Genomic DNA, 10929 nt, shown 5'->3' with positions numbered 1-10929 from the left:
CTTCCTGTTGTGGGAAGGTCTATGATTCAGTCACCTGATTCGCGGAATCGAAACCTCTTTCAAGGAGTTCAACATGCAAGTGCAAGTCGAAGGTATGAGCTGCGGTCATTGCGTCAAGGCCGTCACGCGTGCAATCACCGAGCGCGATGCTTCGGCCAAGGTCAACGTGGATCTGGCTGCCGGGCGCGTCGACGTCGAAAGCCGTCTCTCGCCGTCCGAAGTCAGCGCTGCGATCACCGACGCCGGCTACACGGTCAAGGGCGTCCCCGCCTGAGCCTCACATCGTGCACGTCTGATGCCGCGAGCCTCGCATGGCCCTGCGGCGTTTGACATCGCCTCTTGCCGACGAAACGTCCGCCCCCGGCCTGCACCAATCCCACGCGCGCCGCGCAGTCTTCCCTGCAGACCGGCGACACCTTGTGCTACGCTCTCTCTCGCCGAATACGCAAAGACGCCACGCGATAAGTTACCGCGTGGTGCCGAGCGTGCGGCATACACGTCTTCAGGGCGGGGTGAAAGTCCCCACCGGCGGTATGTGACACCAGGCAGCGAAAGCGGCTTGCGTCACGAGCCCGCGAGCGCTTGCCACCGTCGCTTTCGTGACACCGGCAGGGTCAGCAGATCTGGTGCGAAGCCAGAGCCGACGGTTATAGTCCGGATGAGAGAAGATGCGTCGATACCCGCGTGCCATGGGACACCGCTCCATGGTGACGTCCGTTCGCATGCCCCGAAAACGTTTTTCGCCCGATTGACTTACGCGAGGAGCGTTTCATGTCCGTTATCACCCGCACCACCCAAGCTGCACCGCACGACACTGCCCCGGCCACGAATACGGCCAATGTGACTGGTACGGCCGACGATCTGCACGCCTACCCGGCATTCACCCATCTGCCGCCGGTCGACGTTCGTCTGGCCGCCTCGCTCCAGGCCATGCGCGAAGGTCGCCCCGTCATTCTGATGGACGACCTCGACCGCGAAAACGAGGCCGACCTGATCGTCGCCGCAGAGAAAATCACCCCGGCCACCATGGCCATGCTGATTCGTGAGTGCAGCGGCATCGTCTGCCTGTGTCTGCCCGACGAGACCCTGCGCCGTCTCGATCTGCCGCCGATGGTCGAGCAGAATGAAAGCCGCTACGGCACCGCGTTCACGGTGACGATCGAAGCGCGTCAGGGCGTGAGCACCGGCGTCTCGGCTGCCGACCGTGTGACCACGATTCGCGCCGCGATTGCCGACGACGCCCAGCCCTCCGACCTGTCGCGCCCGGGCCACGTCTTCCCGCTGCGCGCGCAGCCCGGTGGTGTGCTCACGCGTCGCGGTCATACGGAAGGCTCGGTGGATCTGGCGATTCTCGCCGGCCTGAAGCCCGCGGCCGTACTGTGCGAGTTGATGAATCCCGACGGCACCATGACGCGTGGCGCGGACATCGAACGCTTCGCCGAACAACACGGCCTGCCGATCCTGACCATCGACGAGTTGGCCAACTATCGGCTCAGTCACGCAAAGGCGGCCTGAGCCAACGAACGACGAGGGCGCTCGGGTCGCGGTGACGGCGCGCGCGCCGTCACACCCAGCGCCCTCGCCTCGACGCTTCCCTCTAACGCAGAATGCCCCGGCGCGCGCCGCGACTTCTATAATCATGCGCATCCCTAGCATAATAAAAGTTACGAGGAAGACGCCATGAATATCCGACCGGATGCCGCTACCGTACTAGCGCAATGGGAAGCCGACGAAGCTGCCGTGCGCGAGCGGCTCGCCCGCAGCGGCCCTTTGCGCTACGGCGTTGCAACGCCCGCCGACGTCATCGGCCTGTCGGGTGAGGAGATCTTTCAGGCGATGTTCGATGGCAGATTGCCTCTGCCACCGATCAGCGAGACGCTGGGTTTTATCGCCATCGAGGTGACGAACGGCCACGCCATCTTTCAGGGCCGCCCGGCATTGCCGTATTACAACCCGCTCGGCTCTGTGCATGGCGGCTGGTACGCGACCCTGCTGGATTCCGCCGTCGCCTGCGCGATCCATTCCACACTGCCTGCCGGACGCAGCTACACCACGCTGGAACTCAAGACCAACATGGTTCGCGCGCTCACACGCGATGTCCCCTGCGTGCGCGCCGAAGGCCACATCATTCAGGTCGGACGCCAGGTCGGTATCGCCGAAGGGCGCATCGTCGGACCGGATGGCACGCTGTACGCACATGCCACGACTACGTGCCTGATCTTCGACTTTCCGCCTCCCAAGGCGTAAGTCGACGCAGTGCCATCAACGATAAAAAACCCGCCGGAGGAAACCCCGGCGGGCTTTTTTTCCGTTGCCTCGCACCCGGCAAGCTATCGCGGCGCAGGCAAGCCCCGATCAATGCGACGACGGACCGCCGCCGTGCTGGTCGCCGTCGGGCTGATGCTCGAGCGTCTCCTTGAGCGCGATCTGGAGCTTGGCGTGCATGCGCACGAACCAGCTTCGCATGACGATCGCCAACACGACCGTGCCCGCGACGATCAACGCGATCATTTCTGTCGACGGCAGAATGCTCGCCGACAGTGCCGCGACCAGCAGGATCACCCCGACCATCGCCGCAATTGGCAGGATCTCGGCCACCACGCGACGCACCTGAAGCGTATAACGGCCCGTCAGGCTCGGTGGCACCGATAGTTCCACGAGCAACAATGAGAGCGACTTGAGCTTGCGATACACCGCGATCAGGAACGGCAGCGACAACACGAGCGCGCCGCCCCAGACCACGGCACTTTGCAGGCTTGGGTCGCGCACCCATGGCGACATCAGGTCGGCCAGCCGCCGGTAGAAGAACGCGCCACCGAGGAAAATCGTGACGACCAGCGCCAGATTGATCGCAACACTCACCACGATGCGTCGCACGATGGTGACGAGCGTCGCGCTATCGCCCGAGAGTTGAATGCTTTGCAGCCACTGTGTGTACTGCCCCAGCACGTAGGACAGGCGTCCCGGCATCGCGCGGCCAAGCCAGCCCGTGACCGGATCGGCGCTCTTGATCAGGTACGGCGTGAGCAGCGTTGTGATAACCGACACGGCCACCGCAATCGGGTAAAGGAAGTCACTCGTCACCTTGAGCGAAAGCCCGAGCGACGCAATGATGAACGAGAACTCACCGATCTGCGACAGCCCCATACCCACGCGCATCGACGTACGGCCGTCCTGACCTGAGAGGTATGCGCCCAGACCGCACGACACGATCTTGCCGATCACCACAGCCAGCGTGATGACCAGAATCGGCCAGACGTAGGTGACGAGGACATGCGGATCGAGCAACAGACCAATGGTGACGAAGAACACCGCACTGAACATGTCGCGCAGCGGCGCAACCAACCGCTCGATCGTGTGCAGCTCACGCGCCTCGGCCATGATGGCGCCGATCAGGAACGCGCCGAGCGCCACGCTGTAACCCATCTGAATGACCAGCAGGCAGAAGCCGAAACACAGCCCCAGCACGACGATCAGCAGCATCTCGTCGCTCTTGAATTTCGCCACGTAGCCGAGAATGCGCGGCACAAGCAGAATGCCCACGACGAGCGATACCACCATGAACAGCAGCAGCTTGCCCAGCGTAAAGGTGGCTTCACCGGCATCGACCGAACCGCTGATGGCAATGCCCGAGAGCAACGCGATCATGCCGATGGCGAGCACGTCTTCCACGATCAGCACGCCGAAAATGAGCTGTGCGAAACGCTCGCGCTTCATGCCGAGTTCGTCGAGCGCCTTGACGATGATGGTGGTCGACGAGACGGCGAGCATCGCGCCGAGAAAGATCGAGTCCATCGCCTTCCAGCCGAAGAAGCGGCCGATCTCGTAGCCCAGCCAGAGCATCAGCACGATTTCGGTGATCGCCGCCACGAATGCGGTCACGCCAACCCGTGCGAGCTTGCGCAAACTGAACTCCAGCCCCAGCGAGAACATCAGGAACACAACACCGAGTTCGGCCAGGATGCCGATGGTCTTCTCGTCGTGTATCAATGCGAACGGCGGCGTATACGGGCCGATGATCACACCCGCCACGATATAGCCGAGTACGACCGGCTGCCGGAACCGGTTGAAGATGACCGTCACGATGCCTGCCAACAGCATGATGACGGCCAGATCCTGAATGAAGTCGATGGCGTGATGCATCCGATACGTTCTCCCCGCGGCGTATTACGCCGATATTGCTGTTCTTGACTCCACGCCAGTCACGCGCCGCGCCCCTGTCGGGCCGCAGCGGTAATGCAGGACGTGATGCTTGATGAAGGTGGGAAGCCGGCCGTGTGCTGCCGGCTTGATAGACGTTGCGTTCGTTCGCCCGGTCGCCCTTGGCGAATCTGCTGCCGGGCTGCCGGTTTGCGCATCCCCTGAAGGGCTCCGGCGCATTGGCCGGATCGGCAATCCCCGACGAACTCCCGGCCAGAAACTGGCGCCGAATCAATATACGCGATGGGCGAACACGCGCGCAACCCAAGATTGACGGGGCTTTTCATAAAAAATTCCCGTTTTTTGTCACTCTCGACGAAATTTTTCTTCTTGCTTTTTGTCTCGTCGCCATGTGAAATATCACACAAATATCAACAGAATTTCACAGGAGTTGCCAAGGTATGCGTTCCCGTCTGTCCTTCAGGGTGTCCGGTGACGGCGCCAATACGAATGTCGATGCGCCCATCGACACGCTGATCATCGCCGGATGGGCCGGACGCGATCGCGACGCGGTCGAGCACCACATTGCCGAGCTGGCCGCGCTGGGCGTGCGCCGCCCGTCGAGTACGCCGTGCTTCTACCGCCTCGCTCCCGCGTTGCTGGCTCAGGACGACGCCATTGACGTCGTCGGCCAAACCAGCAGCGGCGAAGCCGAATGCGTGCTCGTGCGCCATGGCGACGATCTGCTCGTGAGCGTGGGCTCGGACCACACCGACCGCGAAGTCGAAGCCTACGGCGTGACCGTCTCGAAGCAGGTTTGCGCGAAGCCGGTGGCTCGCGATGCCTGGCGCTTTGCCGATGTCGCTGCCCATTGGGACCAGTTGATGCTGCGCTCGTGGGTGACGCACCAGGGTGAGCGCCGCCTGTATCAGGAAGGCACCGTGGCCGGTCTGCTCTCGCCTTGGGAGCTGATGGCGAAACTGGGGCCGGACGGCCTGCCGGCGGGCGCCGCGATGTTCTGTGGCACACTCGCTGCCATTGGCGGCGTGGCTGGCGGCGAGCAGTTCGAGATCGAGCTGCACGACCCGGTCCTCGGCCGCACGATCCGGCATCGCTACGCCACGCAGGCGCTGGCCATCGCCGACTGATTCCGCCCGACCCGATGCCCAACGACACCCCACTCGAGCCCCATCACTCCGCAACGCCGGCGACTGCCAGCGTTGCCGCCACCGCCCTCGTCGATCCGCCCGCCGCCACTGACGGCCGCAGCCTGACCGAGCGAGCATATGAAGCCATCAAGCACGACATCATCACGCTGCGTCTGCGCCCCGGCGAGACGCTGAACGAAGCGCAGTTGATGCAATCGACGGGGCTTGGACGTACCCCGGTGCATCAGGCGATGCAGCGGCTCGCGCTCGAGGGGTTGTTGGTCATCCTGCCGCGCAAGGGCGCGATGGTCGCACCCGTCTCGCTCAACGATGCGTTGGAGATCATCGACGTTCGCATGATCAACGAGACGTATTGCGTAGCGCTGGCCGCGCGCGCCGCCACACCGGACGACCTCGCCGCCATCGAGGCGGTGCTGACCCGTTCGCGCGAGGCCATTGCCGCGCGCGACGTCGCAGCAATGATGCGCATCGATCGCGACTTCCATCTGGCCATCTCGCGCGCCTCGCGTAACCAGACGCTCGCCGAGTTGCTACGCGGCCTGCACGAGCGCTCGTTGCGCTTCTGGTTTCTTGCGTTGTCAACGCCGAGTCATCTGGAAGGTGTCTACGAAGAACATCTCGAGCTGTTCGAAGCGCTCGCCGCACACGATGCCGAGCGCGCCCGCCGGGCCATTGCCCGTCATATCGAAGAATTCCGCACCCATATCCTGAAAGCGATCTGAACATGAGCACCGACGCCATCGATCTGCAACGCCCCCTGTCCGACCTCGCCGCCGCGCTCGACGCAGGGCGCACCACCAGCCGCGCACTGACCGAGCACGCGCTAGCGCGCATCGCCGATCCCGCAGGCCAGGGCCACGTCGTCTTCACGCAAGTCGACGCGCAAGCCGCCCGCGACGCCGCCGATGGCCTCGACGCCCTGCGTCGCGCTGGCGTGCGTCTGTCGCCGCTGATGGGCATTCCCGTGTCGGTCAAGGATCTGTTCGACGTCGCCGGACAAGTCACGCGCGCCGGCTCCAAAGTCTTGTCCGATGCGCCTGCGGCGAAGCACGACGCCGTTGCCGTGGCCCGCCTGCGGCAGGCGGGCGCTGTGATCGTCGGTCGCACCAACATGACCGAATTCGCATTCTCGGGTCTGGGCCTGAATCCGCACTACGGCACGCCGCGCTCGCCGTGGCAGCGTGAGGCCGGCCACATTGCGGGAGGGTCGTCGTCGGGGGCGGCCGCGTCGGTGGCCGATGGCATGGCGGCCGTCGGACTCGGCACCGATACAGGCGGCTCAATTCGTATTCCGTCGGCATTCTGCGGCCTGACGGGCTTCAAACCCACGGCCGCACGCACGCCACGCGATGGCGCGCTGCCGCTGTCCACGTCGCTGGACTCGGTCGGTCCCATCGGCCGCTCGGTCGACTGCTGCGCATGGGTCGATGCCATCCTCAGCGGTCATGCCGTCGACGAAACCCCGGTCACACCGCGCGACGTTCGCGGTATGCGCTTGGGTGTCTTGACGAACTACGTGCTGGACAACGCGGAGCCCGCCGCCATCGCCATCTACGAGCGCGCCCTTGCGGCGCTCGCCAGGGCCGGCGCAACGCTGGTGGAATTCAAGTTCACGCCGTTCGACGGCCTGCCCGCGATGAACCGCTTCGGCTTTTCGCCGATCGAGGCTTATGCGTGGCATCGCAAGCTGCTCGCCGAGCGCGCGCAAGATTACGATCCGCGCGTGCTGGTGCGCATCCGTAAGGGCGAGCCGGCCAGCGCCGCCGATTACATCGACCTGCTCAACGCCCGCGCCGGCCTCATCGCCGCAGCGAATCCCATCTGGCAAAGTTTCGACGCCGTCCTGTGCCCGACCGTGCCGCTCGCACCGCCAGCCATCGCGCCGCTCGAGGCGAGCGACGACACCTTCACGGCGACCAACGCGCTAGTGCTGCGCAACCCTACGGCCATCAACATGATCGACGGCTGCGCGTTTTCGCTGCCATGTCAGGCCCGGGGAGAAGCGCCGATCGGCCTGATGGTCAGCGCGGCGGCGGGCGACGACGCCCGCCTCTTCCCGGTCGGACGCGCCATCGAACACGCCCTGCACTCGGCGGGTCTGGGCGGTTGATGCCGCGCGCTTGGGCGTTACCCTCTCACGCGCGGGCGGCAGCACCGCCTGCGCTCCCTTGCCAAACGCCGGTCTGATGTTTGCCACACCGGGTGCGTGGCGTCCGATTTTCGAGCAAAAAGTTCCGAGATTTTTCGACTCACGCACGAATCGGGCTGGGGTTACAATGCCAGCCCAAGTGCCTGCCGCCCAGCGTCATACGGGCTTTGCGGGAATCGTGATGGCCCACCGCCCGAAGTGAAATGAACGCTCAAATCGACCCGGCCCTGCGCCGAGAACGCCGTCTGTACCTCTTGCTCACCGTGGTCTGCCTCGCCCTGTTGGGCGGCGCGCTGTACTTCCAGTACGTGCGTCACGAAGACCCGTGTCCGCTGTGCATTCTGACGCGCTACGCGCTCGTGCTGATCGCGATCTTCGGTCTGGCCGGCGCAGTCTCGCGCGGCTGGGCGGGCATTCAGTTCGCGCGCGTGCTCGCCGCGTTGACGGCGATCGGCGGCATGGCCGCGTCGGGCTATCTGATTTACGTGCAAGCCAATCCGATGGTGAGCTGCGGCTATGACGTGGTCGAAGCGTTCGTCGATGCCTTGCCGACATCGCGCATGCTGCCGCAGGTCTTCCAGGTGCAGGGGATGTGCCAGACGATGTACCCGCCGATTCTCGGCCTCACACTGCCGATGTGGTCGCTCGCCGCATTTGTCGTGATTTTCCTGTCGCTGGCGTTGCATCGTCCGCGCCGCGCGATCTCGCTGCGCTAAGGATGCGCTGAGCGTTACCGGTTTCACCGGCCGTCTGCCTCAAGGCGACGGCCACCGCTTCGCGCCGCTCCCGCAGCGCGCTTCACCGCCCGCCCCGTCTACGTGCTTTCAGGGCCGCGCCGGGACAGGCGCTTCCGCCCCGCCGCCGTTCGCGGCATCCAGTTCCGTCGCCACTTCCGCCACTCGCCGTCGCAACCACGTCACCTCCGGTGCCGCATGCGTGCGCTCGTGCCATAGCTGATAGAAGCGCATCGGCGGGAAAGCAAAGGGCGACGGCAGCACACGAATCGGCAGATAGCGCGCGTAATGCTGTGCGAACTGCCGCCCTGTCGTAAACACCAGATCGGTGCGCATCAGCACATACGGTACGAGTCCGAAGTACGGCATCGTCATTTGGATATTGCGACGCAGGCCCTGCTCCGCCAGACATCCGTCGATGAAACTCTGACGCTCCGCCACGTAAGGCGTGGGCGCCAGATGTGGCAATTCCAGATAGTGCTTGAGCGAGATGCCCTTGTTCGCGAGCGGATGCTGTGCGCCCAGCATGCAGACCACTTCGTCGTCGAACAGCCGCGACATGTGCAGTTGCGGCGGCGGTTCCAGCCAGTTGCCGATCACCACGTCGAGCGAGCCGTTTTCCAGCGCGCCCGCATAGTCGAAACCTGCGTTGATCGGCTGAACATGCAACCGCGCCGAGGGCGCATCGCGGCGCAGCACTTCGGCGATATTCGGCAGAAAGACGGCGTCGAGATAGTCGGGAGCCCCGAGACGGAACGCCCGCGTGGTGGTCTGCGGCGCGAATTCCGTGGTGGGATGGGTAATGCGTTCGATGGCGGCGAGCGCATCGGTCGCATACCCCAGCAATTCCCGGCCGCGCTCGGTGGCCACCATACCGCTCTTGCCACGCACCAGAATGGCGTCGCCGGTGATCTCGCGCAGGCGGCGCAGCGAGTTGCTGATGGCCGGCTGCGACTGGCCGAGCTTGAGCGCAGCGCGCGAAACGCTTTGTTCGGTCAGCAGCGTATGAAGTACCCGCAGCAGGTAAGCGTCGATCTGTTCGCGGGGTCTTTGCATGGGCAGGGACGCTCTGGAGGCTTGTTGAACGCCGGATGACGGCGGGTTGAGCCATAGTTTATGACAATGCCGGGTCATCGGGGCGACCGAATAGGCATCATCATGACCGCGAAATATTTACCTCTCCCGCCGGTGCTATCTTCGGCTCATCCCCACGCCGGCCATGTCCCGGCGCGTCTGCAATCCCACTGCACTACACTGAGAACCATGGAGACACAAGCCATCCGCTTCTATTACCGCGGCAAGGTGCATGAGGTCACTGGCGAAGCCACGACCCGCACCGTGCTTCAGTACACGCGCGAAGCCCTGCACTGCACCGGCACCAAGGAAGGGTGCGCCGAGGGCGATTGCGGTGCCTGTACGGTCGTGATCGGCGAGCTGGCCGACGATGGCAACGTGGCGCTGCGGGCGGTCAATGCCTGCATCCAGTTCCTGCCTACGCTCGACGGCAAAGCCCTGTTCACGGTGGAAGACCTGCGCGCCGCGGACGGCACCCTGCATCCGGTGCAGCAGGCGCTGGTTGACTGCCACGCCTCGCAGTGCGGCTTCTGCACGCCGGGCTTCGTGATGTCGCTGTGGGCCATGTATCTGAATCGTCCGGCCAATGCCGGCTGCCCGAGCCGCCGTGAGATCGACGACGTGCTCTCCGGCAACCTGTGCCGTTGCACGGGCTATCGTCCGATCGTCGATGCCGCCCAGAAGATGTTCGACCTGCCGCGCCACGAATTCGACCGTGACGCGCTGGCGACGCAGCTTCAGGCATTGCAGCGTGGCGGCACCCTGTCGTACGAGCACGACGACCACGTCTTCCATGCGCCGCGCACGCTGGCCGAACTCGGCCGCCTGCGCGCCGCCTACCCGGACGCTCGCATTCTCGCTGGCAGTACCGACGTCGGTCTGTGGGTCACCAAGCAATTCCGCGAACTGAAGCATCTGATCTATATCGGACAGGTGCCGGAACTGCGTGAGATCTCCGAGGGTCCGAACGGCATCTATATCGGTGCGGGCGCCTTGCTCAACGATGCTTTCGATGCCCTCGTCAAACACTATCCGGCGCTGGCCGAACTGCGTCAGCGCTTCGCTTCGTTCCCGATCCGCAACGCGGGCACGCTTGGCGGCAACGTCGCGAACGGCTCGCCCATCGGTGACTCGATGCCGGCGCTGATCGTGCTCGGCACGCGCATCGTGCTGCATCGCGAAGGGGTCGTGCGCGACATGCCGCTCGAAGACTTCTACCTGGCCTATCAGAAGAACGCGCTCGACGCGGGCGAATTCGTGCAGGGCATCCGCGTGCCGCTGCCGGGCGCCGCACAACGCTTTCGCACCTACAAGCTCGCCAAGCGCTTCGATCAGGACATCTCGGCGGTATGCGCCGCCTTCGCCGTCGACCTCGACGGCGATACGGTGCGCTCGGCACGCGCGGCCTTCGGCGGCATGGCCGCTACGCCCAAGCGCGGCAGCGCCATCGAAGCGGCGATGACCGGGCAACCGTGGACGGACGCCACCGTGCGTGCCGCGATGGCGGCATTGCCGGCCGACTACCAGCCGCTCTCTGACATGCGGGCGACCAGCGCTTACCGGCTCGCCGGCGCGCAGAATCTGCTGTATCGTTTTTTCCTGGAAACGCGCACCGATGCGCCGCTTGCGGCACATGAAGTCAACGCGTTCGCCAACGTCTGAC

General features: G+C 64.6%; 10 protein-coding genes and 1 riboswitch. Of the genes, 8 read left to right on the top strand and 2 right to left on the bottom strand.

Annotated elements, in window-relative coordinates:
- Window positions 1–73: 73 nt before the first annotated feature.
- The 3 genes from PBR20603_RS20905 to PBR20603_RS20895 all read left to right on the top strand — a co-directional run bounded on the left by PBR20603_RS20905 (window position 74) and on the right by PBR20603_RS20895 (window position 2247).
- Window positions 74–274 carry a heavy-metal-associated domain-containing protein gene (locus PBR20603_RS20905; protein WP_150561378.1) on the top strand — a complete coding sequence of 67 codons (201 nt, stop codon included), beginning with the start codon at window positions 74–76 and terminating at the stop codon, window positions 272–274.
- Window positions 275–494: 220 nt separating this feature from the next.
- Window positions 495–674, top strand: a riboswitch (FMN riboswitch).
- A gap of 97 nt (window positions 675–771) precedes the next feature.
- Window positions 772–1515, top strand: a complete 744-nt coding sequence (gene ribB, locus PBR20603_RS20900) for a 3,4-dihydroxy-2-butanone-4-phosphate synthase (protein ID WP_150561377.1) — start codon at window positions 772–774, stop codon at window positions 1513–1515.
- 165 nt (window positions 1516–1680) lie between these two features.
- On the top strand, window positions 1681–2247 hold the full coding sequence (locus tag PBR20603_RS20895; RefSeq protein ID WP_150561376.1) for a PaaI family thioesterase: 567 nt from the start codon (window positions 1681–1683) through the stop codon (window positions 2245–2247).
- Between the two features lie 108 nt (window positions 2248–2355).
- Here PBR20603_RS20895 and PBR20603_RS20890 read toward each other — a convergent pair whose 3' ends face one another.
- On the bottom strand, window positions 2356–4143 hold the full coding sequence (locus PBR20603_RS20890) for a cation:proton antiporter (RefSeq protein ID WP_150561375.1): 1788 nt from the start codon (window positions 4141–4143) through the stop codon (window positions 2356–2358).
- Window positions 4144–4601: 458 nt separating this feature from the next.
- Between PBR20603_RS20890 and PBR20603_RS20885 the strand changes: the two genes are divergently transcribed.
- The 4 genes from PBR20603_RS20885 (at window position 4602) to PBR20603_RS20870 (ending at window position 8174) form a co-directional block, all read left to right on the top strand.
- Complete coding sequence (locus PBR20603_RS20885; protein WP_150561374.1) at window positions 4602–5288, top strand: DUF2848 domain-containing protein; 687 nt, start codon at window positions 4602–4604, stop codon at window positions 5286–5288.
- 14 nt (window positions 5289–5302) lie between these two features.
- Window positions 5303–6031 carry a GntR family transcriptional regulator gene (locus tag PBR20603_RS20880; RefSeq protein ID WP_246174900.1) on the top strand — a complete coding sequence of 243 codons (729 nt, stop codon included), beginning with the start codon at window positions 5303–5305 and terminating at the stop codon, window positions 6029–6031.
- A 2-nt stretch (window positions 6032–6033) separates the two neighbouring features.
- Window positions 6034–7419, top strand: a complete 1386-nt coding sequence (locus PBR20603_RS20875) for an amidase (protein WP_150561373.1) — start codon at window positions 6034–6036, stop codon at window positions 7417–7419.
- A 242-nt stretch (window positions 7420–7661) separates the two neighbouring features.
- The gene (locus tag PBR20603_RS20870) at window positions 7662–8174 is read left to right on the top strand and encodes a disulfide bond formation protein B (protein WP_150561372.1); all 513 of its coding nucleotides are present in this window, start codon (window positions 7662–7664) and stop codon (window positions 8172–8174) included.
- 108 nt (window positions 8175–8282) lie between these two features.
- Here the strand turns inward: PBR20603_RS20870 and PBR20603_RS20865 are convergent, their stop codons facing one another.
- Complete coding sequence (locus PBR20603_RS20865) at window positions 8283–9248, bottom strand: LysR substrate-binding domain-containing protein (RefSeq protein WP_150561371.1); 966 nt, start codon at window positions 9246–9248, stop codon at window positions 8283–8285.
- A gap of 207 nt (window positions 9249–9455) precedes the next feature.
- Between PBR20603_RS20865 and xdhA the strand changes: the two genes are divergently transcribed.
- A complete protein-coding gene (xdhA, locus tag PBR20603_RS20860) occupies window positions 9456–10928 on the top strand; it encodes a xanthine dehydrogenase small subunit (protein WP_150561370.1) in 1473 nt (490 codons plus the stop codon).
- Window position 10929 lies beyond the last annotated feature (1 nt).

It is taken from the genome of Pandoraea bronchicola (assembly GCF_902459805.1).
GTDB classification, from domain to species: domain Bacteria; phylum Pseudomonadota; class Gammaproteobacteria; order Burkholderiales; family Burkholderiaceae; genus Pandoraea; species Pandoraea bronchicola.
This window is presented reverse-complemented; position numbering and strand designations above follow the sequence as displayed.

Excerpts from the sequence above, each read along its gene's own strand:
- PBR20603_RS20880 (WP_246174900.1), top strand. The coding sequence starts at position 5,303 with ATGCCCAACGACACCCCACTCGAGCCCCATCACTCCGCAACGCCGGCG.
- PBR20603_RS20875 (WP_150561373.1), top strand. The coding sequence starts at position 6,034 with ATGAGCACCGACGCCATCGATCTGCAACGCCCCCTGTCCGACCTCGCC.
- xdhA (WP_150561370.1), top strand. The coding sequence starts at position 9,456 with ATGGAGACACAAGCCATCCGCTTCTATTACCGCGGCAAGGTGCATGAG.
- PBR20603_RS20890 (WP_150561375.1), bottom strand. The coding sequence starts at position 4,143 with ATGCATCACGCCATCGACTTCATTCAGGATCTGGCCGTCATCATGCTG.
- ribB (WP_150561377.1), top strand. The coding sequence starts at position 772 with ATGTCCGTTATCACCCGCACCACCCAAGCTGCACCGCACGACACTGCC.
- PBR20603_RS20885 (WP_150561374.1), top strand. The coding sequence starts at position 4,602 with ATGCGTTCCCGTCTGTCCTTCAGGGTGTCCGGTGACGGCGCCAATACG.
- PBR20603_RS20895 (WP_150561376.1), top strand. The coding sequence starts at position 1,681 with ATGAATATCCGACCGGATGCCGCTACCGTACTAGCGCAATGGGAAGCC.
- PBR20603_RS20870 (WP_150561372.1), top strand. The coding sequence starts at position 7,662 with ATGAACGCTCAAATCGACCCGGCCCTGCGCCGAGAACGCCGTCTGTAC.
- PBR20603_RS20905 (WP_150561378.1), top strand. The coding sequence starts at position 74 with ATGCAAGTGCAAGTCGAAGGTATGAGCTGCGGTCATTGCGTCAAGGCC.
- PBR20603_RS20865 (WP_150561371.1), bottom strand. The coding sequence starts at position 9,248 with ATGCAAAGACCCCGCGAACAGATCGACGCTTACCTGCTGCGGGTACTT.